Source organism: Campylobacter sp. VBCF_04 NA7, assembly GCF_027737405.1.
Lineage (GTDB): Bacteria > Campylobacterota > Campylobacteria > Campylobacterales > Campylobacteraceae > Campylobacter_B.
Window position 1 is genome coordinate 173,651 of sequence record NZ_JAOVTT010000003.1, and the last position, 22,023, is coordinate 195,673.

Below are 22,023 nucleotides of genomic sequence, written 5' to 3' on the forward strand. Positions count from 1 at the left end.
GAAAGCTCGCAATGACAAAAATAATGCTTCTTGCAATAACAAAGAATTTTCGGGCATAAAAAAAGCGCCGAAAAATTCGGCGCCGAAGTAGAAATAATAGTAAAATAACGATTATTTATCGTGTGCAATTCTCTCTCTCATAGAGCAAGCTTTTTCGTGACCTTGATCGCAAGCCATTTGTAGTGATAGCATTGCACGATCGTGATTATGCCATTTGCCGTCTAAAACTGAGTGGAAGATACCGTCGCGGTAGCAAGCCTCAGCCCATTTAGCGATATTGCAAGTTTTGTCATAATATGAGTGAGCTTTGTCATAGTCTTTTGGCAAACCATCTTGACCACGGAAATATTTCATACCAAGCTCAGTGCAAGCTTGATAATCTCCTGCTTCGCATTTAGCGTCCATTTCCTCTGCTATACCAGCGAATGCGCAACTCGCAAAACCAAATAGTGCTAAGAAAACTAGTTTTTTCATAACTTTCTCCTTGTAAAAATAATATGTGTTTCCTTTAAAACGCGTGATTATACACTAAAATAGTTATAATAGAGTTAAATTTTAATTAAATTTTGTGTAAATTCGATAATTTGCGCCGAATTTTATCGGCGCAGTGGTAAAAACAGAGTAAAAATAGCGATTAATTATCGTCTTTGATTCTCTCTGCCATTTTACAAGCTTTTTCATGACCTTGATCGCAAGCCATTTTCAAAGATAGCATTGCGCGATCGTGGTTGTGCTCTGCACCAACGCCTACTGAGTGGAAGATACCGTCGCGGTAGCAAGCCTCAGCGTAATTGTGTTGGTTACAAGTTTTATCATAATATGAGTGAGCTTTCTCGTGGTCTTGTGGCAAACCGTCTTGACCGCGGTAGTATTTCATACCAAGCTCAGTGCAAGCTTGATAATCTCCTGCTTCACATTTTGCGTCCATTTCCTCAGCTATACCAGCGAATGCACAACTCGCAACACCAAACAATGTTAAGAAAACTAATTTTTTCATAACTTTGCTCCTTTTAAATAAAATATTCGTTTCCTTTAAAACGGGGCGTATTATACTCCAAAAATTTGCTAATAAAGCTAAATTTTACTTAAATTTTTAGTAAATTCGACAAATTTTATTAATTTACTAGGTTTTACGCGTCTTGTAAGTAGTAGGATATTTGCTCGTCCTTTAACATACGGATAAGATTTGTAGTCCCACTTACACCTGTTGGATAACCTGCCGTCATGATATATGTTCCATCAAGCTTGATTGCGCCACAATCCACGCCGCTTTTGATAGCCTTTGCCATGAGCGTGTGAAGCTTGGCTTCTTCTGCTATAACTAGGCTTTGGCCTATACCCCAACAAAGCGTGAGATAGCGCGCTGTGTTTATATCGTGGGTAACGGCTAGGATATCGATATTTGGGCGATATCTCGCCATTTGCACGGCTAGTTTGCCAGAGGAGGTTAGGGCGATGATTTTATCCGCGTTTAGCTGACCTGCTAGCCTAACGGCAGATTCAGCCATGATATCGGTGCTATCGTGGTTTTCGTGCTTGAAGCGGTTGTAAGCGTAGATCTCTTGCGCTTCTAGTATCGTATGCGACATAGCGCGCACGACAGCGACTGGATTTATGCCTACTGCGCTCTCTTCGCTTAGCATTACAGCGTCTGTACCGTCAAGCACGGCGTTGGCGACATCGCTGATTTCGGCTCTGGTGGCCGTTTCGTTACGCGTCATACTAAGAAGCATTTGAGTGGCTGTAATTACTGGTTTGGCAGCTTCGTTTGCCTTTTTTATAATTAATTTTTGGATTGAAGGCACCTTATAAAACGGCACCTCGATACCCAAATCGCCCCTAGCGACCATGATTCCGTCGCTTTGCTCGATTATGCTATCTATATTTTCCACAGCGTCAAATTTTTCGATTTTTGCCAAAACATGGGCGTGTGAGCCAGAGGCGCGCAAAATTTTCTTTGCTTTGATTATGTCGTTTGCGCTTTGCACAAAGCTGATTGCCACAAAATCCACGCCAAGTGTGGCGCCAAATTCCATATCGGCTCTATCTTTTGGCGTGATGACATCTATGCCAAGAACGGTATTTGGGAAATTTACACCCTTTTTCGAGCTTAGAGTGCCGTCGTTTTCGATGACGGTTTGGACGACATCGTTTCCGCTGTGAGCGACCCTAGCACGGATTATGCCGTCGTAGAGATAGACATATTCGCCAGCTTTTAGCATAGGCAAAATTTGGGGTTGATTAATGCTAAGAGCGTAGTGGTGTGGGGCGATTTTGGTGCCGATTTGCTCTTTGGCGTAGATATCAAGCCTATCGCCAGCTTTTAATTCAAACGGTGCTTCAAGCTCGCCAATGCGGATTTTAGGGCCGCAGATGTCTTGCAAAATCCCGATATGAAATCCGACCTTTTTCTCCACGCTACGGATTTTTGCGACATTTTGAGCGTGGTATTCGTGCGAGTTGTGCGAAAAATTTAGTCTAAAAACATTGACCCCAGCCCTAACCATGGCTTCCATTATCTCTTCGTTATCGCTAGCTGGGCCAAGCGTGGCTATGATTTTTGCTTTTTTCATTAAATTTTCCTTTGTGTTAAAATTTGAAATTTAAAAGTAAAATTTATGCAGAAAAATTCTGCATAAATTTGATTATTTTACAAGTTCGTTTTCGAATTTTTCAGCGTCGAATTTTTTGCCCAAAAACGAGCAGATTGAGATAGCGTCGCGCTCTGCGTTGCCAAAACAGCTTGTCGCACCCGGGCTTGGAGTCATATTGAAAATCACGCCGTTATTATCGTCAATTCTAGCCTCGCCTAGAAGCAATTCAAGCTTGTCTTGGTCGATGATTTGGGCTCTGACGCCTCCAAAACCTTTGGCATAGTAAATATCTTCTTCTCTAATGCTAGGTATGATTTTTTTGGCATTTTTGACAAAGAGTTTTTTGCCTAAAACTGGGGCTTCAAACGCGATATTTCGCAACAAGAAATTTCTAACATCGCTATCGCCGAAATTGTTCCAAAATACCTTTGCGACCTTTGGCGTGAAATTTAGGGATTGGAAAAACTCAGGCACCGAGCGACAGCCTTTGTAACGCTCTAATTTTGGCATAGTTAGCGCAGTAGGGCCAAATCTCGTGCAACCATCAGCTAGCAGGTCAGGGTCTCCGTGAAGTGCGGCAAATGGGAGTTTTGGGTTTTGCACCATATAGACTTTGCCGTTTAATAGCTTTTGTTTGGTTAGATAAAAGCTTCCGGCGATACAAATCGCGCTAAGGTTTTTGCCATAGCCCATTTTGTGCGCTAGCCATAGTGAGTGCGCGCCTGCATCGACTACGACGAAATCAGCGCTGACTGAAATTTTATTTGCAGTGCGGATATAAAATTTATCGCCTACCTTTGTGATATTTTGAACCTCAGAATTTAGGTATAAATCGCAAATTTTGCCCTTTGTTTTTTGCGCATTTTCGACTAGGGTATTTGTCATGGCGCCAAAATCAATCGTGGTATATGCGCCAGTTTGCACGCCAAGACCTGCGACATCTTCGGGGCGAGGGTTGCCGTTGCTATCGAAAATGACCTTTGGCTCGATCTGTTTTAGCTTGTCTTTGTCATAAAATTCCAAATACGGATAAAGCTCTTTAAAAACCTCATAGCGATCTTTGATAAAAGCGACCTCGCTGTCGCCCACGCCGATTGCCATTTTTTGCCCTTCAAAGATAAATTTACCGATATAATCGTGCTTTTTGCAGTATTTCGCAATCATATCGGCTGCGCGTTTGACCTTTTTGGCTTTGTCGATTGTGTAGTTTGTCTCGATATCGCCACAATGGATCGTTTGCGAATTTGCCGTGCCTTTTGTATTTAGCGTGGCTAAACCCTCGTATTTTTCGATGATTGCGATGGATTTTATATCAGTGTATTGCGCCAAAGTGTATGCTAGCGCACCGCCAGAAATACCGCCGCCGACGATGACGACTTCGTAGTGTTTTTCTTGCATTTTCACCCCTTAAAAGTATGCGATATTTTGCAAAAATTTTACTTAAAAAAGTGTTAAATTTCGCCGAATTTATCGGAATTTCTCGGAGTTAAATTTAAGATTAAATTGTCATAAAATAACTAAGAATTTAAAAATTTCGCAAGGTTAAATTCCTTGCGAAATTTTATTTTTTCAAAGATTTGAAAAGCTCTACGCTATCGAGTTGCTCCCATGGGTATTTTGGGTTGCCGACTTGGCCGTAAGCAGCTACTTTTGCGTATAAAAATGTCTGGGCACTTGGTTTGTCTAGGCCGAATTTCTCAGTAATCCAGCGCGGGGTTAGGGCGAAATTTTCGAGGACAAATTTCGATAGCGTATCATCATCAATACCAGCGTTTGTGCCCATACAATCGACACTCACGCTAACTGGTTTTGCCACGCCGATAGCATAGCTTAGCTGGATTATACATTTTTTCGCTAACCCTGCTGCGACGATATTTTTAGCGATATAGCGCGCTGCGTAAAGCCCCGAGCGATCGACTTTTGTGTAGTCTTTGCTAGATTGTGCGCCACCGCCTATCGGCGAATATCCGCCAAAGCTATCGACGATGAGTTTGCGACCTGTTAGACCGCTATCGTGAAGCGAGCTGTGATTTACATAGCGACCTGTTGGGTTGATATAAATTATGGTTTTTTCTTTTTGATAAAGCTCTTTTGGAAGACCTGCTGTGTCGATTAAATTTTGGATTAGTTCGCGCACATACTCGATACTCATACTCTCCACGCAAGGCGCGCTAACTACGATTGTGTGGATTGATTGTGGTTTGCAGTCTTCGAAATTTGACTTCGTGCCATAATCAAGCGTAACTTGTGTTTTAATATCCACGCCAAGCTGATTTGGGTGAGTTTTGGCATACTCATAAACCTTATCGCAAAGAAGCCTTGCATAAGTAATCGCTGCTGGCATGAAATTTTGCGTCTCCGAGCTAGCAAAGCCAAACATTATGCCTTGATCTCCCGCGCCGATCTCGCCACTTTCTTGATCTACGCCTTGGTTGATATCTGGGCTTTGTTGGTTTAGATATACATCGACCTCGACATCTTGCGGGTGCAGGCACTGCTCGCGGGTAAAAAATGGATTGTCATTGTAGCCAATGTCGCTAAGAGCGCGTTTGACGATATGGCGATAATCATCGTGTGTAAAATCGACCTTGGCATTTACTTCGCCGCCGATTACGATATGTTTGCCCGCTACGAAAACCTCGCTAGCTACGCGTCCTTTGGGATCTTTTTTTAAAATTTCATCGACGATTGAATCTGCGATTATGTCGGCGCATTTATCTGGGTGACCAGGGCTTACGACCTCGCTCGTGAATAGATACATTTAAGCTCCTAAAATTTTGAAAATTTTGGGCGTAATTCTAGCGTTTAATATTTAATGTAAAATGAAATTTTATTAAATTTTTAAAGAATTTAAATAATGTTAAATAAAAATTTAGATATATTGCGACAAATTTTACTCATTGAAAGGGAGGCAAGATGACTTACTTAGATAAGCTGATACAAAGTTACAGCAACAAAAGCCTGATAATGCGCATTATCATCGGACTTTTGCTCGGTGCTGCGCTAGGGTATTTTGCTAGGGTCGGTGTATCTGGGCTGGATTTAGACGGCGGTGAAACAAATGCGTGGAGTAATATAGCGAATTTGGCTAGATTGTTTGGTGATTTTTTCGTAAGTGCGCTTAAAGCTGTCGCCCCAGTGCTAGTTTTTATTCTAATTTTAAGTTCGCTTGTCAATAAAACTTTTGGAAGCACGACAGGACTAAAAAGAGTTATCGTGCTTTATATCGTCGGCACGCTTTTGGCTGCTTTTGTTGGCGTTGGCGTTAGCTTTATGTTTCCGACTCCGATTGCACTTGACGGCGTTGGCGCGGCAAACTCACCTGCACCTGCAAATGTCTGGGAAGTGCTAAAAACTACATTTTTCAAAATCGTTGATAACCCTGTAAATGCCCTTTCTAGCGGTAATTATGTCGGTATTGTCGCATGGGCGGTAGGACTTGGAATCGCGCTTAAATTTTGCACGAACGAAACCAAACGCTTCATCGGCGATTTAAGCGAAGGTGTAACAAAAATAATTCAAGTCGTAATCCAGCTTGCCCCAATCGGTATTTTTGGCATTATTACTTACACTGTGTATGATTTGGGCGTGGAAGGTCTAGCAACCTATGCTAAGCTTACAGGCGTGCTTGTGCTAGCACTTATTTTAGTAGCTGTTGTGGTAAATCCGCTAATCGTATTTTTCGTAACCAAGAAAAACCCTTTCCCTATCGTCTTTACCTGCCTTAAAGAGAGTGGAATTCCAGCGTTTTTTACACGCTCATCGGCTGCGAATATCCCTGTAAATATGAACCTTTGCAAAAAACTTGGCGTCGATGATGAGCTAAGCTCAATTTCAATTCCGCTGGGAGCTACCGTAAATATGGCGGGAGCCGCTGTGGTTATCGCTATTTTGGCACTTTCGACTGCATACACGCTAGGAATTCACCCTGATTTTGGCACGGCTTTGCTACTATGTGTAGTCTCAGCCGTGGGCGCATGTGGCACAAGTGGCGTGCCTGGCGGTTCGCTTATGCTTATTCCGCTTGCGTGTGCGCTTTTTGGTATCGACAACGATATCGCATTTAAGGTCATCACCGTCGGTGTCATAATCTCTGTAATCCAAGACTCAATGGAAACAGCCCTAAATAGCTCCACCGACGCACTTTTTACAATTATCGTTTCACAAACTTCAAAACATTAAAATTTAAAAATTTAAGCGACCAAATTTTTGGTCGCTTACCACTGTATAACTCTTTTTGGCTAGAATTGCGCCAAAAATTTAAAGGAAAAGTATGAATTGGGATTTGAGTGAATTATTTCAAAACGAGGAAAAATTTGAGTTTGCGATCGAAAATACGCGCACTAAGACTAGCGAATTTGAGGCGAAATTTAGGGGAAATTTGGCGAATTTAACCTGCGATGAATTTTGCGAGGCACTAGGTGAATACGAGCGCATAAACGCGCAAATTTCAAAGATTATGAGCTTCGTGCATTTGGATTTTGCCAGAGATACTACGCGTGGGGCAAGGCAAGCCAAAGTGGAGCAAATCTGCAACGATATCGCCCAAAATTTGCTATTTTTCGAGCTAGAATTTAACGAGCTTAGCGAGGAGAAATCGCAAAATTTCATTGCGGGTAGTGGCCGTTTTGCTTACTATTTAAATTTGCTTAAAAAACACAAATCACACCAACTAAGCCTGCTTGAAGAAAAGGTTTTGCTAAAAACGAGCGTGGTTGGCGCAGAGGCGTTTTCGAGGCTTTTTGATGAGAGTATGGCAAGGCTAAAATTTGACTTTGGGGGCGAGAAAATCAGTGAAGAGGAGCTTTTATCGCACCTTTACGATAGCGATAGAGATGCACGCAAGCAGGCCGCAGCCTCGCTAAGTGCGGTCTTAGAGCAAAATTTGCACCTTCTAACCTACATTTATAATATGATAAAAACTAGCCTTAAAATCAGTTGCGAGCTTCGTGGATACGCACAGGGCGAGCTAATCATGCACGAAGAAAACCAAATCGAAAAATCAAGCGTCGATGCGCTTATTAGCGCAACCGAGCGAAATTTCGATTTAGTGTGGCGTTACTATGATAAAAAGCGCGAAATTTTGGGGCTTGAAAAGCTCTATGATTTTGATCGATACGCACCGCTAAATTTAAACGACGATAGCAAATTTAGCTTTGATGAGGCTAGGCAAATCGTCCTTGACGCCTTTGATAAATTTAACCCTAAATTTGGGCAAATCGCAAGGGAAGCATTTGCAAAAAACTGGATTGATGCAATGCCAAAGCCAAATAAACAAAGTGGCGCATTTTCGCACTCTGGTTCGGCTGATACGCACCCGTTTGTGCTACTAAATTTCACTGCCAAGCGTCGCGATGTATTCACCCTAGCGCACGAGTTAGGTCATGCAATCCACCAGTATCTAAGCTACAATGCTGGATATTTTTACTCATTTACGCCACTTACCACGGCTGAGACAGCCTCTGTATTTTGCGAAATGCTAGTCTTTGACTATATGCTCTCGCGCGCGGATAAAAGCGTGGCAAAAGCCATGATAGCAAACAAACTCGAAGATATTTTTGCTACGCTGTATCGCCAGATAGGATTTACGACATTTGAGCGCAGAATTCACGCCTCGCCTGATGAGCTAACCACAGAGCAAATTAATGAAATTTGGCTAGAAGAGTCCAAAAAAATGTTTGGCGATGCGCTAGAACTTAGAGATGAATATAAAATTTGGTGGAGTTATATACCGCACTTTATCCACACGCCGTTTTACTGCTACTCTTACGGCTTTGCGCAGTTGCTAGTTTTGGCGCTTTATGGGCTGTATAAAAGTGGCAAAATTTCAAATTTCGCCGAAATTTACACTGAATTTTTAAGCTCGGGCGGAAGCGATTCGCCTAAAAATTTAGTCGCAAAATTTGGGCTAAATTTAGACGATGATAAATTTTGGGAGATTGGAATTTCTCAAATTCGCTCCCTTGTTAGCGAGTTTGTAAAGGAGTAAAGATGATTTTAGAAAACGAAAAATTCATACAAAAAGAGATTGCGCATATAAAAGAAATTTTGGAGCTTTTTTTCGAGCTTGGCGAGAGTTTTGGCGTGGTAGCGCGCACAAGCGAGGTAAAATTCGACCCCGAACTTCCTAACGAGATAAGTGCGGGCTTTATCAAAAAACCCGTGATTTTCTTCGAGCTAGAAAACTACACGCTGTCAAGCGCGCATATCCAAAAGGACGATTTAAAATTTGAAGCTGGTTTTGGTAGCGAGGATTTCGCAGCGGTCGTATCAATCCCGCTGTATGCTATAATGGAGCTAGTCCAAAATAATACCCCAGTGGCTGTAAATTTAGCCAAAATTGATAGCGAGTGGATCAAAAAAGAGAGATCTCGCAGAATTTTCGCTAGATAGGAAAGATATGAAATTTTTAGACGAATTAAACGAGGCTCAACGCAGGGCAGCACTGCATATAGACGGAGCTATGCTGATTTTAGCGGGCGCAGGTAGTGGCAAAACAAAGACAATCACCGCGCGCCTAGCTTACCTGCTAGCAAACGGAGTGCCCGCGCAAAACACGCTCACGCTAACTTTCACAAACAAAGCAGCTAGTGAAATGCGCTCTCGCGCGCTTAATCTAATCGCAAATTTAGGGCTTGAAGTGGGTGTGCCACTACTATGCACATTTCACAAATTTGGACTTTTGTTTTTGAAATTTTACATTAGCGAGCTTGGCCGTAAGCCAAATTTCGCCGTCATAGACACTGATGATAAGAAAAAAATCCTAAAATCGTTTGAGATAAATTTGCAAACAAGCACCATGGCAAATGAAATTTCAAAATACAAAAACGCCCTAATTAGCCCAGATGAGCTTAAAAACAATATCGCCTCGCTAAGCGATGATATCAAGCAGGCAAACGAGGGATTTTACGCCAAAATGCTAGAAGCCTACACCAGATACGAGGAGTATTTGCTAAGCAATAATTTAGTCGATTTCGACGATTTGCTCGTGCTTCCTTACAAAATTTTAGACGCAAACGAGGCACTTTGCGATGAAGTTTCGCGCCAATACACCTACATAACCGTCGATGAGTATCAAGACACGAACGAAATTCAGTTTAAACTACTACAAAAGCTTTGCAAAGCGCACCAAAATTTAACCGTCGTGGGCGATGATGATCAGAGCATTTATAGCTGGCGTGGGGCTAGGGTGGAAAATATCCTAAAATTTCGCGATCAATTCGAAAATGTAAAATATGTGAAATTAGAGGAAAATTACCGCTCGACTAGCCAAATTCTCTTCGCCGCAAACGAGCTAATCTCGCACAACAAAAACCGCCTTGGCAAAAATTTGAAAAGCACATTTGGCAAGGGCGAAGATGTCAAAATCCTACACTGCGAAAACGAAAGCGACGAAAGCGCGCAGGTAGCTACAAAAATCAAAGAGCTCATAAACTCAGGTATCCACCCAGCCCAAATCGCCGTGCTTTACCGCGTAAATGCCCTTTCGCGCGCACTCGAAGAGGGGCTAAACCGCGCGAAAATCGCATATCGCATAGTAGGTGGCGTGAAATTTTACGAAAGAGCCGAGATCAAAGATATCATCGCATACCTGCGCCTAATCATCAACGAAAACGACGATTTTTCAATGCGACGCATTATAAATGTCCCAAAAAGGGGCATTGGCAAGGTTAGCCTTGCAAGGCTCGATGAAATCGGCGCAAGGAAGCATTTAAGCCTGTTTGACGCGTTTTCGGATCAGGGTGCAAATCTAAGTGCCAAAGCAAAAGAGGCCCTAGAAAAGCTCAAACTCCACATAAACGAACTCTCGCACGAGCCAAGCGTGGAGAAAAAAATCGACGGGGTGCTGGATAAATTTGAGCTAAAAGAATACTACGAGAGCATGCCAGAGGGCGATGATAGATTGGCTAATATCAACGAATTTTGCGCCATGCTAAAAGATGAAGCCATAAATAAGCCAAATTTTGATTTGGGCGAGTTTTTAAACGATTTGGCACTTCTTAGCGATCAAGACAATATCAGCGCAGAGGCGATAAATATCATGAGCGTGCATGCTAGCAAGGGTTTGGAGTTTTCGCACCTGTTTGTCATCGGGCTTGAAGAGGGGTTTTTCCCAATCATCAGCGACACGACAGATTTAGAAGAGGAACGCAGGCTAGCGTATGTAGCCATAACTAGGGCGAAAAAAGAGCTAACGCTTAGTTTTGCAAATTCGCGCTTTTATCGCGGGAAACGGGATTATCTATCCAAATCGCGATTTTTAGGCGAAGCAGGGCTAATCGATACTCCACTTAGCCCACAAAGTGACGGCGAGTTTAAAAAGGGCGATTTAATCACCCATAAACTCTTTGGTATGGGCAAAGTAAGCGCAGTAAATGGCGACAAACTTACCATAAATTTCGGCGGAATCGAGCGCATGATAATGAAAAATTTCGTGCAAAAACTAGTATGAATAGACTTTTTTTAGCAAACAAACCCTCTGGGATCTCATCAAATCAGTTTTTAGGACGCTTGAAGCGCAAATACGGCGTGAAAAAAGCCGGTTTTTCTGGCACGCTAGATCCCTTTGCTAGCGGGGCTTTGGTCATTGGCTTTGGCGAATACACGCGGTTTTTTCGCTTTTTGCGTAAGGCCCCAAAAATCTATATCGCCACGCTGTGGTTTGGTGCTAGTAGCGAAAGTGGCGATAACGAAAATATTTATAGCGTAGAAAATGTGCCAAAGCTTAGCATGGAGCAAATTTTGGGCGCAAGGGATAGCTTGCTTGGGCTTGTGCGATACATACCACCAAAATTTAGCGCGAAAAAAATCGATGGCGTGCGTGCGTATGAACTAGCAAGGCGTGGCGAGGAAGTAGCGCTTAAAGAGCAGGTTATGAGCGTATATGAGTGCGAAATCCTAAGCTATCGCCACCCGTTTTTGAGCTTTAAAATTTCAGTTAGTGAGGGTGGTTATATCCGCTCATACGGCAAACTTTTATGCGAAAAGCTAGGAGTTAGCGGGACACTAAGTGCGCTTAGGCGTATAAGCGAGGGCGAATTTAGCCTAGAAAATGCCAAATTTGATGACGAAGCGAGTATAAATCCCAAAGATTATCTAAATGTAAAAGAAAATTTTTATAATGGCGATAAAAATGAAATTTTGCTCGGCAAAAAACTTCGCGCGCAAAATTTTAAATTTCAAAACAGTGGTGAATATCTGGTAAATTTGGGAGAATTTCACGCAATAATCGAAATTTGCGATGGCGAAGTAAAATATTTATGGAATAGGATAAAGATTTGAAAAGTTTTGCTAAAATAAATGTTTTTTTGAAAATTACTGGCGCAAACGGCGCATTTCATAACATCGCCTCTCGTTTCGTGCTTTGCCATGAGCTTTATGACGAGATTAACTTTGAGCGGGGCGAGCGGGGCGGATTTTGCATAGAGTGCAACAAAGAAATCGCCGGTAAAAACATAATCCAAAGCGCATACGAGCGGCTGTGCGAGAGCGGTTACAAAAACGAGCTCAATGAATTTTTTGCAAAATTTTATGTAAAACTTTACAAACAAATTCCAGCAGGCGGCGGATTGGGTGGTGGTAGTAGCAACTGCGCCGCGTTTTTAAAAATGATAAATGATGAGCTAAATTTGGGAATTTCAAAGCCAAATTTAATGCAAATTGCAAATTCGCTCGGAAGCGATATTTGCTTTTTTTTAAGTGGCGAAAAAAGCGCAAATGTGAGTGGCAAAGGCGAAATAATCGAAGCGTTTGATGATGAAATCCCGCCACTTAGGCTTTGCCTAAAAGGGCTATTTTGCGATACTGGTGCGGTGTATAGGGAATTTAGAAAAAATTATTTTAATAAAATTGATTTAGGCCTAGCTAACAAGCTTTTAAAGCTAAAATCAAGCGAAATTTTAAATAATTTTGACGCTGAGAGCCTAAATGATTTACTAGCCCCAGCGTGCGCACTTTATCCAGATTTGCGCCTAGAAAAGGGCGAGTTTTTAAGCGGAAGTGGCAGTTCGTGCTTCAAGGTAGATTTAAGGTAGAAAAATGATAAAAGAACTTACAAAAAACAGAAAAGCCTTCCACGACTTCGAAATTTTAGAAAATTTCGAAGCTGGCGTGGTTTTAAAGGGTAGCGAGGTCAAATCCTTGCGCGCTGGCAGGGCAAATCTCAAAGACAGCTTTTGTCGCATAATAAGAGGCGAGTTATTTTTGCTAGGGGCGCACATAAGCTATTTGGAGCACACTAACCCGCATTTTCGTCCAGACGAAAAGGCCCCAAGGAAGCTTTTAATGCACAAAAAGCAAATCGACAAACTTTTAGGTCATGTCAGCAAGGACGGCCTTACGCTGGTCGTTACCTCGCTGTATCTAAACGACAAAAACCGCGTCAAGGCTAGGGTAGCACTAGCGCGTGGTAAAAACCTGCATGATAAAAGAGAGGCGCTAAAACGCAAGGAAGCCGACAGAGAGGCTAGAAGCGCTATGAAAAATTTTAAGTAAAAAGGAGAGATTATGAGAAAAATTTTAACGCTGATTTTTGCCGGATTGCTTCTTTGTGGTTGTAATGATGAAAGTGCGCAAAATGCGCAAAATAGCGAAGTGGCGGCGAAATTTACCCCATTTAGCGTGGGCGAAAAATTTAGCTTAAAAAGCGTCGTGGGTGGCGAAGTGGTGATCGAGCGCACAAATAAGGGCTTTAAATTAGCTGGAAGCGATAAAATTTTGATGTTTGATATCTTTGGGACATACTGCGAGCCGTGCAAAATCGAGGCTCCGCACCTAATGGACTATCAGCTAAAAAACGCAGATGATTTTATGATGGTTGGATTAATCCACTTCGAGGATATCACAGACGCGCAGGTCGTGGAGAATTTCACCAAAAAATACAATGCGTATTATTTTATAGCAAACGACAAGCAAAATTCCCGTATCGTGGAGCAAATTTTAACCGATATCAACTACCGCCACGCACTTTCAATCCCATTTAAGGTGGTTTTTAAGGACGGCGAGTATCAGACACTGACAGATATAAACGAGGGAGATGAGCGCGGAAAGCCGTATTATTTGGGTATGGTTTCGACAAAAGTGATAGAAAAAGATATGCTTAGGATAAAAAATGGCAACTAAAACCAGCACAAAGGTGCGAGTCAAGACCTTCAAACCTTCGCCGTATCGCGTGGTGCTACTAAATGACGATGTTACGCCAATGGATTTTGTGGTGATAATTTTAATCGAAATTTTCGCTCACACCACGCAAAACGCAGTCAAAATCATGCTAAATGTCCATAAAAACGGGCGCGGGATTTGTGGGGTGTATGCCAAAGAGATCGCCAAAAGCAAGCAAGAAGCCGTTTTAGAGGCAGCCGCGAGAGAGGGCTTCCCACTAAAATGTATTATAGAGGAGGATAAATGATAGGATTTTATTTACAAAAAGATATTGATAACGCTGTGCGAAACGCCGTAAAGGGCGGGTTTGAATATGTCAGCATAGCAAGCGTGATATATGAAATTTTCTCAGATAAAAATTTTAGAAATTTTTTTGAAAACGAGTTTTCAAATTTTGAGTATGAAAATTTCAAAACCAGCATTGGCGAACTAATCGCTTCAATGCCAAAATCAGACGAAAAAAACCGCACCAAGGTCGCAGCCACGACCGATTTGGCGCGCATTATGGGGCTTTTCGAGGAAAGCATTGACAACGAAAACGAGCTAGATTTTATATCTTATGTCCTTGCTAGCAAAGATACTGACGCGGCTAAAATTTTCGAATTTTACGGGATAAATTCTTACGATTTTGATAAATTTAGAGATAGATATTTGCAGTGGTTTGATAACCGCGATATGGCGCAAAACGGCGAAAATGGCGAGATGGACGAGGGGCTTTTTAATGATTTTTTAGGCGAAGATGACGAGAGCAAAAAGAAAAAAAAGCCAGCTAGCGAGCTATATACGACGAATTTAAACGAAATGGCAAAAAGTGGCAAAATCGACCCGCTAATCGGGCGCGAAAAAGAGATCGAAAAGACCTTACAAACCCTTTGCCGCCGCAAAAAAAACAATCCAGTCCTTGTGGGCGAAGCAGGCGTGGGAAAAACGGCTATAATCGAGGGAATTGCGCTAAAAATCGCAAATGGCGAGGTTCCAGCAAAACTAGCTGATAAGACGATTTACGCCCTTGATATGGGCGCGCTCGTGGCTGGGACGACGCTAAGGGGCGAATTTGAGGAGAGATTAAAAAATGTAATAGATGAATTTAGCAAAAATGATAAAGCTATACTTTTCATCGATGAAATTCACACGATTGCGGGTGCAGGTGCAGGATCGCGCGAGGATTTGGATATGTCAAATCTGCTAAAACCGGGCCTTGCAAACGGCACGCTTAGCCTAATTGGCGCCACGACTTACGCCGAATTTCGCAATCTAAGCAAAGATAAGGCGCTTGCTAGAAGGCTATGCAAAATCGACATAAACGAGCCTAGTATCGAAGATAGCGTGGAAATTTTAAAAGGAATTGTGAAAAAATACGAGGAATTTCACAATGTCAAATTTAGCGATGAAATTTTGCGCGAGGCTGTGAATTTAGCCAAACGCTACGAAAGCGACAAATTTTTGCCAGATAGCGCGATTGATTTGATTGACGAAGTGGGCGCGAGCTACGCATTTAAGGAGCATAGCGAGGCGATAAATGTCAGCAAAGAGGATTTGGTAAATGTGCTAAGTGCTAGCGCAAATATCGCAAATTTAAGCCAAAGCGTTGATAACAAAGAGACCTTGCGAAATTTAGAGGAAAATATCAAAAAGGAAATTTTCGGTCAAGGCGAGGCAGTTTCTAGCCTAAGCAAGGCGCTTTTGCGCTCTTATGCAGGACTTAGACACGAAAATTCGCCAATTGGAGTGTTTTTATTCACAGGAAGCTCGGGCGTGGGCAAAAGCGAGCTAGCCAAGGTTTTGGCTAAAAATTTAGGTGTAAATTTCGAGCGATTTGATATGAGCGAGTATATGGAAGCTCACAGCGTGAGCCGCCTAATCGGCGCGCCTCCGGGGTATGTGGGGTTTGAAAACGGCGGAATTTTGACAAATCAGATCAAAAAACACCCTTACAGCGTGGTGCTTTTCGACGAAATCGAAAAGGCTCACCCTAGCATGACAAATATATTTTTGGGTATTTTTGATAACGGCGTGCTAACTGACACAAACGGCACGAGTAGCGATTTTAAAAACACCATTATCATTATGACCTCGAATTTAGGCACCAAAGAAGCGCCACAAGTGGGCTTTACCAAAGATGAAAGCTATAAAATCGATAACGCTGTGAAGAGCTTTTTTGCCCCTGAATTTCGCAATCGCATAGATAAAATCATAAATTTCAATCCGCTAAAAGGCGAAATTTTAGAAAAAATCGTGGATAAAACAGTGCGAGAAATACAATCAGGACTCAAAAATATCGAAATTTCACTAAGCAAAGGCGCAAAAGAGTATTTGATAAAAAAAGGTTACAGCGCAGAATTTGGCGCAAGAAATCTCAAACGAGAGGTGCAGTTGCAAATCTCAGATGAGATTAGCTCGGAAATTTTATTTGGAGCGTTGCAAAATGGCGGTAGGGTTTTTGTGGATTTCGCTGATGAAAAGCTTAAATTTGACTTCGAAAGCGTGCCAATGCTGGACGCGAAGGTATCAAATACTGCCCAAATTGGCGAAGATAAGAACGGCGGTTTAACCAAAAATCCAGACGAACCCCAAAACGCCACGCTCATAAAATAAAAATGTCGAAATTCTACGCCTTCCCAAACCCAAAAACCGCGCCAGATTTCGCTCCGCTAGCTAGCGGGGGAGATTTGAGCGCAGAGTGTTTGCTAAGCGCATACACGCAGGGGATTTTCCCATGGTTTTGTGAGGGAGAGCCGATTTTATGGTGGTCGCCAAACCCGCGCGCGATCTTAGAACCAAAGGCTGTGCGCACCCAAAAGTCGATAAAGCCATATTTAAAACGATATGAAGTAAAATTCGACCAAAATTTTGCTAGATTTATCACCCTTTGCAAACAAACCCGCCAAAACTCAGATGATGGGACTTGGATTAGCGATGAGATTGTAGAGGCGTATGTAAATTTAGCAAATTTAGGCGTCGCTCACAGCGTTGAAGTCTATGAAGAGGGCGTTTTAATTGGCGGATTATACGGGCTGATTTTGGGCAAGATGTTTTGTGGCGAGAGTATGCTCAGCCTAAAAACAGGCGCGTCAAAGGTCGCTTTAATCACGCTTTGTAGGGTTTTAGAAAAATTTGACTTTTTGATTGATTGTCAGATTATGAACGAGCATTTGCGCTTTATGGGGGCGCAAGACATGCCAAGGGGCGAATTTTTAGCCAAATTTCAAATTTTGCAAAACTTGCCAAGCGGATTTGAAAAATTTAAAGATTTAGAAAAGTTGATATGATTTTACGGGATAAAAACTCAAATATCGGTATTTGCGTGCTTGCGGCTGTGCTGGGATTTTTGATGTGCGTGTTTGTGTGGATGATGTTTTACTCTGCTAGTAGCGATCGCAGGCTTCCACGCCTTGACATAAACGAAACAAACAGCGCAATCAGGGGCTCAATCATCACCAAAGACAAATATGTCGTCTCAAACTCGACAAAACTCTACAAGGTCAGCATAGACTCTCGCTCTCTTGATCCGCACAAGCTCGATTTGTTTGTCAAACTCTACTGCATTTACACAGGCGACAGCGAAAAACGGGTCAAAAAAACAATCCAAAGCTCAAAGGGCACCACGGTTTTATCCTACAAAATCGACGCCAAAACAGCCGTGCATTTAAAAGAGTTAGCCTACAAACTAAATTTAAAGAAATTTTTCGTAGCCTTTGAGACGGCTAGTGGGCGTGTAAATCCGCCAGTGCGTATGAGTGTAAGCGAAAGCGGCGAAAAGCGCACTTACAATATCCAAAACTCCCTAACCCCGCTTTTAGGCTATATCAACAAAAAAGAGGTTTCGGGGATTACCAAGGTAGTCGGCATTAAGGGCGTGGAGAAATACTATGAGTATTATCTAACCCCGCTAAAAGATGAGTTTATCACGGGCCCAAGGGATCTAAAAGGCAATATTATCCTAGAAAAAAGCACCAAAAAAACAAACAAAATCGACGGATATAATGTCCATTTAAGCGTGCCTTTGGCGCTACAAAGAGATGTCGAGAGGCTAATTGATAAAGCAAGCTTGGCTTACGATGCCAAAGAGATAGTCGTAGGCATAATGAACTCAAAAACAGGCAAAATTCTCTCCCTTGCCACAAACGCTAGGTATAATCCCGAAAATATCACAAAACAAGATGTAAAAAACCTAAATTCGACCGCTAGCGAATATGCTTACGAGGTCGGCTCGATTATGAAGCCGATAATTTTCTCAATCGCTTATGAGGGAAATTTAGTCAAACCAACCGAGATTATAAACACCCACAATGGCGCATACAAGCTAGGTTCGCGCACTATCCGCGACACTCACCCAGCAAAGTCAATGAGTGGCGAGGAAATCATTGTGCATTCATCAAATATCGGTATGATTAAAATCGCCGAGCGTATGAGTGGGCAGATGATTTATGACGGGCTTTTAAATTTCGGTATGGCGCAAAAAACCGGTATTGATTTGCCTTACGAGCAGATTGGCAATATCCCTAGCGTGCGAAGCTTGGAAGGCAAGGTTTATAAGGCTACGATTAGCTATGGTTATGGCGCGCAGATGACATTTTTGCAGATGTTAAGCGCGTATGGGGTTTTTAATAACGGCGGAGTTTGGATTAGTCCAAGACTGGTCGAAAATTTAGAAATGAACGGTAAAATTTACCCTGTAAATGAGAGCGAAACACGCACCGTGCTAAGCCCGCAAACAGCAGATGTTATGAGAGAAATTTTGATTAAGGTAGTCGAAGGCGGCACAGGGCGCAAAGGGCGCACGAGCGGTATCGAAGTAGGGGGCAAAACAGGCACTGCTAGAATTGCCAAAGGTGGCGGATATTCTAGCGCGTATAATAGCTCGTTTTTTGGCTTTGCGAACGACGCTCACACTAGCTACACCATAGGCGTGCTAGTTAGAGAGCCCAAAAAAGGCAGTTATTACGCGGCGCAAAACGCCTTGCCTGTGTTTAAAAGCATAGTTGATTTGCTAGTCGAAAAAGGATTTTTAACCCCTAGTGGCGATAGCGACAAGATAAATCATGTAGATATTAAAGATTTAAATGAAATCAAAGATTAAAGGATAAGCGATGAAAATAGGAATTATCGGACTTGGTTATGTGGGGCTTCCCCTAGCAGCGGCATTTAGCGCAAAACACAGCGTAGTGGGCTTTGATATAATGAAATCTCGCATAGACGAGCTAAACGGGGGGCATGATAAGACCCTAGAATTAGAAGATGAGAAACTTGCCACAGCGCTAAAAAATGGACTTAAATTTACCTGCGATATAAATGATTTAAAAGATTGCAACTTTTATGTCGTTTGCGTCCCAACGCCTGTGGATAAATTCAACCGCCCAGATATCACGCCACTAATCAAAGCTAGCCAGAGTGTGGGCTCGGTGCTTAAAAAGGGCGATATCGTAGTGTATGAAAGCACGGTCTATCCAGGAGCAACAGAGGAGGACTGTGTGCCTGTTTTAGAGCGCACTAGTGGGCTTAAATTTAACGAGGATTTTTTCTGCGGATACTCGCCAGAGCGCATAAATCCGGGCGATAAAATTCACACTGTAACAAAAATCAAAAAAATCGTCTCAGGTAGCAATGAGCGCACACTTGATATCGTCGATGAAACATACTCTTCTATCCTAGAAAACGGCACTTTTCGCGCCAAAAGTATCAAGGTAGCAGAAGCTGCCAAAGTCATCGAAAATACACAGCGCGACATAAATATCGGCTTTATCAACGAGCTTGCGATTTTGTTTAACAAACTAGGAATCGATACCAATGATGTCATCGACGCAGCTGCGACAAAATGGAATTTCCTAAGCTTCCGCCCAGGGCTTGTGGGAGGGCATTGTATCGGCATAGATCCATACTACCTAGCCCAAAAAGCCACAGAAGTAGGCTATCACCCGCAAATCATACTCGCAAGTCGCCGTATCAACGACAATATGGGCAAATATGTCGCCACGCAAGTCGTGCAGATGATGATAAAATTTGACAAAAAAATCAAACATAGCAAAATTTTGATTTTAGGTCTTACCTTTAAAGAAAACTGCCCAGACATACGCAATACGCGCGTTATTGATATGATTGATGAGCTTAAAAATTTCGGTTGCGCGGTCAGTGTGTATGATCCATGGGCGAGCAAGGACGACGCGAAACGCTACTACGATATCGAGCTAATCGAAAAGCCAAATTTAGGCGATTTCGACTGCGTTGTAATCGCTGTGGCGCACAATCAATTTAGGGAATTCGACTACTCTACTTCACTAGTATATGATGTGAAAAATATCTACGAAGGCGCGCAAGGCAGGCTATAATAAGCTATAATCCGGGGCTAAATTTAGCCCTGGGTTTTTTGAGCGTGAGTGATGATAAACGAGGCAAACTCATCGCAAAAATTCGGACACTCGCAAACCTCAAAATAGCTAAATTTAAGCTCTTTTGCCACATTTCTAAAATACATATCAAGCTCAAATTTCGTTTCAGAATTGTCTATACAAAACGAAATCGGAAAAATCAGCGCGCGCTCATTTTGCAAATTTGCCAAATGCTCGTTTAGGTTTGGTTCTAGCCATTTTACGGGGCCTAAGCGGGATTGATAGGCGAGCGAAATATCTTTAAATTTTATGCCAGATTTTTGCAAAATTTCACTTAGAATTTTGACATGCTCATTAACCTGCGCCTCGTAAGGATCGCCAGCGGCGATGATTTTTACAGGCAGTGAGTGAGCCGAGAAAACTAAGCTTGTGCGCGAAATTTCATCAGCGCTTAAATTTTTGATTTTTTCTTTGATTAAATTTAGCAGGATTTGGTTGTAAATTTCGCTTTTGTAAAAAATATCAACTATTTTAAAATTTGAAATTTCTAAATTTGCTAGGGTTTTTTTAGCGTCGTCAATGCTTGATTTCACCGTCGTTTGCGAAAAATGCGGATAAAGTGGAAAAAGCAAAATTTCATCAAATTTCGCATATTTTGCCAAAACATCATGAGCAAAAGGGGCAGTGTAATTCATAGCAAAATCGCAAACAAACTCATTTTGGTATAAATTTATCTTATCGCAAAGTCGCTTTGTAAGCCCAGCGATAGGGGACTTTCCGCCAAGTTTTTCGTAGTTTTGGCACGCTTCTTTAACGCGCATTTTGGTAATCAAACTAGCTAAAATTTTGCGCAAAATTTTGCTTTTGACCCCCAAAATATTTGGATCGCAAAACATATTTTTTAAAAATACGCTAACCTCGTCTAGGGTATTTGGACCGCCCATATTTAGGAGAATTAAGGCTTTTTTCACGAGATTAACTCTCTTAGTTTGATTGCTTCATCAGGGGTCGCAATTCCCTCAAATTTAGAATTTTCGATTAAATTTAAAAACGCTTTGTGCTGGTATCTAAGCGCGTAATCATCGCGATCGACGCGCTGATTTATCCGTCCGTCGTTTGTGACTTTGAATAAATTTAGCGATTCTAAATCGCCAAAATAAACACCAGAATTTGTGCAAATCTCCACGCCGTGGCGTTTGAGCGGATATAAATTTGAGAGCAAAATCGTGCAATTACTCATTGACTTTGTGCGAAATGCAACGCCAATGCCGTTAGAATCGCTGTTTTTGCAGATATTTTGTGATGAAATTTCAGATTTGCTAAGCAGGGCAATCAAATCCAAATCCCTAATCAGCGCATTTTGCAAGCAGTTTGCACTCTCAGAGCTAAATCCATCTACGAAATTTATCGAATAAATTTTCTCGTCCTTAGCTAACTCTCTACACAGCGAGATTATGACAGGATTATAGCGCCCAGCATATCCCACGCCAAGCTTCGCGCCATTAATCGAAATGGAGTAATTTATCTCCCTAGCCTCAGCTAAATTCCCAGCGAGCGGGGATTCTACAAAGATATTTTTGGTAAAAGGTATGCATTTTAAAATGATTTCTTTGTGCGTCGCAGGCGGTGTAGCTATGACCACAGCGTCTGGTTTGGCGCTTTCGAACATTTTCGATAAATCATTATAAAGTGGATATCTAGGGCCAAAATCCTCGGTTTTTTCTTTGTCATAAAGCGCGACCAAATCGAAATAATCGCTTCTTCTAAGCTCTTTGAAATGTTTTGCGCCAAGCTCCCCTAAGCCTATTATGGCTATTTTTTTCTTCATTAATTAATCCTGTAAATTTTGCATATTTTTCATTATAACGAATAAGAGTAAAAATTTATATTTCTTAAAATCAAAATTTGCTAAAATGGGCGCTAAATTTTACTAAATTTAGGAT

At 42.0% G+C, this 22,023-nt stretch carries 20 protein-coding genes; 13 read left to right on the forward strand and 7 right to left on the reverse strand.

Annotated features, from left to right (window positions below; all coding sequences use genetic code 11):
• Positions 1-111: 111 nt before the first annotated feature.
• The 5 genes from OFO00_RS04195 to metK form a co-directional block, all read right to left on the reverse strand.
• Positions 112-474 (reverse strand): hypothetical protein, encoded by a 363-nt coding sequence (locus OFO00_RS04195; RefSeq protein WP_270865001.1) that lies wholly within the window; start codon positions 472-474, stop codon positions 112-114.
• 160 nt (positions 475-634) lie between these two features.
• Positions 635-997 carry a tetratricopeptide repeat protein gene (locus tag OFO00_RS04200; protein WP_270861734.1) on the reverse strand — a complete coding sequence of 121 codons (363 nt, stop codon included), beginning with the start codon at positions 995-997 and terminating at the stop codon, positions 635-637.
• A gap of 133 nt (positions 998-1,130) precedes the next feature.
• Complete coding sequence (gene pyk / locus OFO00_RS04205; protein ID WP_270865002.1) at positions 1,131-2,573, reverse strand: pyruvate kinase; 1,443 nt, start codon at positions 2,571-2,573, stop codon at positions 1,131-1,133.
• 72 nt (positions 2,574-2,645) lie between these two features.
• Complete coding sequence (locus tag OFO00_RS04210; RefSeq protein ID WP_270861732.1) at positions 2,646-3,992, reverse strand: FAD-dependent oxidoreductase; 1,347 nt, start codon at positions 3,990-3,992, stop codon at positions 2,646-2,648.
• A gap of 163 nt (positions 3,993-4,155) precedes the next feature.
• Positions 4,156-5,355, reverse strand: a complete 1,200-nt coding sequence (gene metK / locus OFO00_RS04215; protein WP_270858903.1) for a methionine adenosyltransferase — start codon at positions 5,353-5,355, stop codon at positions 4,156-4,158.
• A gap of 155 nt (positions 5,356-5,510) precedes the next feature.
• Here metK and sstT point away from each other — a divergent pair, with 155 nt between their 5' ends.
• From sstT to OFO00_RS04280, 13 genes are all read left to right on the forward strand, one after another.
• The gene (sstT, locus tag OFO00_RS04220) at positions 5,511-6,776 is read left to right on the forward strand and encodes a serine/threonine transporter SstT (RefSeq protein WP_270865003.1); all 1,266 of its coding nucleotides are present in this window, start codon (positions 5,511-5,513) and stop codon (positions 6,774-6,776) included.
• 91 nt (positions 6,777-6,867) lie between these two features.
• On the forward strand, positions 6,868-8,583 hold the full coding sequence (locus OFO00_RS04225; RefSeq protein WP_270865004.1) for a M3 family oligoendopeptidase: 1,716 nt from the start codon (positions 6,868-6,870) through the stop codon (positions 8,581-8,583).
• A gap of 2 nt (positions 8,584-8,585) precedes the next feature.
• Positions 8,586-8,987: a hypothetical protein gene (locus tag OFO00_RS04230; protein ID WP_270865005.1), complete on the forward strand. Its 402-nt coding sequence runs from the start codon at positions 8,586-8,588 to the stop codon at positions 8,985-8,987.
• A 7-nt stretch (positions 8,988-8,994) separates the two neighbouring features.
• Complete coding sequence (locus OFO00_RS04235; protein WP_270865006.1) at positions 8,995-11,046, forward strand: ATP-dependent helicase; 2,052 nt, start codon at positions 8,995-8,997, stop codon at positions 11,044-11,046.
• Positions 11,043-11,876, forward strand: coding sequence for a tRNA pseudouridine(55) synthase TruB (gene truB, locus OFO00_RS04240; RefSeq protein WP_270865007.1), 834 nt, complete (start codon positions 11,043-11,045; stop codon positions 11,874-11,876). Before OFO00_RS04235 ends, truB begins: the two co-directional genes overlap by 4 nt.
• Positions 11,873-12,628, forward strand: a complete 756-nt coding sequence (locus tag OFO00_RS04245) for a 4-(cytidine 5'-diphospho)-2-C-methyl-D-erythritol kinase (protein ID WP_270865008.1) — start codon at positions 11,873-11,875, stop codon at positions 12,626-12,628. The genes truB and OFO00_RS04245 overlap by 4 nt, the downstream gene beginning before the upstream one ends.
• Positions 12,629-12,632: 4 nt before the next feature.
• The gene (gene smpB, locus OFO00_RS04250; RefSeq protein ID WP_270861725.1) at positions 12,633-13,088 is read left to right on the forward strand and encodes an SsrA-binding protein SmpB; all 456 of its coding nucleotides are present in this window, start codon (positions 12,633-12,635) and stop codon (positions 13,086-13,088) included.
• A gap of 12 nt (positions 13,089-13,100) precedes the next feature.
• On the forward strand, positions 13,101-13,715 hold the full coding sequence (locus OFO00_RS04255; RefSeq protein ID WP_270865009.1) for a TlpA family protein disulfide reductase: 615 nt from the start codon (positions 13,101-13,103) through the stop codon (positions 13,713-13,715).
• Positions 13,705-14,001 (forward strand): ATP-dependent Clp protease adaptor ClpS, encoded by a 297-nt coding sequence (locus OFO00_RS04260; RefSeq protein ID WP_270865010.1) that lies wholly within the window; start codon positions 13,705-13,707, stop codon positions 13,999-14,001. The genes OFO00_RS04255 and OFO00_RS04260 overlap by 11 nt, the downstream gene beginning before the upstream one ends.
• Entirely contained in the window at positions 13,998-16,349 is a 2,352-nt protein-coding gene (locus tag OFO00_RS04265; protein WP_270865011.1) for an AAA family ATPase, read from the forward strand. The genes OFO00_RS04260 and OFO00_RS04265 overlap by 4 nt, the downstream gene beginning before the upstream one ends.
• Before the next feature lie 2 nt (positions 16,350-16,351).
• Complete coding sequence (gene aat / locus OFO00_RS04270; protein ID WP_270865012.1) at positions 16,352-17,023, forward strand: leucyl/phenylalanyl-tRNA--protein transferase; 672 nt, start codon at positions 16,352-16,354, stop codon at positions 17,021-17,023.
• Positions 17,020-18,834 carry a peptidoglycan D,D-transpeptidase FtsI family protein gene (locus OFO00_RS04275; protein WP_270865013.1) on the forward strand — a complete coding sequence of 605 codons (1,815 nt, stop codon included), beginning with the start codon at positions 17,020-17,022 and terminating at the stop codon, positions 18,832-18,834. Before aat ends, OFO00_RS04275 begins: the two co-directional genes overlap by 4 nt.
• 10 nt (positions 18,835-18,844) lie before the next feature.
• Positions 18,845-20,080 (forward strand): nucleotide sugar dehydrogenase, encoded by a 1,236-nt coding sequence (locus OFO00_RS04280; protein WP_270865014.1) that lies wholly within the window; start codon positions 18,845-18,847, stop codon positions 20,078-20,080.
• A 23-nt stretch (positions 20,081-20,103) separates the two neighbouring features.
• Here the strand turns inward: OFO00_RS04280 and hemH are convergent, their stop codons facing one another.
• Positions 20,104-21,051, reverse strand: a complete 948-nt coding sequence (gene hemH / locus OFO00_RS04285; protein WP_270865015.1) for a ferrochelatase — start codon at positions 21,049-21,051, stop codon at positions 20,104-20,106.
• Positions 21,048-21,908, reverse strand: a complete 861-nt coding sequence (locus tag OFO00_RS04290; RefSeq protein WP_270865016.1) for a Gfo/Idh/MocA family protein — start codon at positions 21,906-21,908, stop codon at positions 21,048-21,050. The genes hemH and OFO00_RS04290 overlap by 4 nt, the downstream gene beginning before the upstream one ends.
• Between the last annotated feature and the right edge of the window lie 115 nt (positions 21,909-22,023).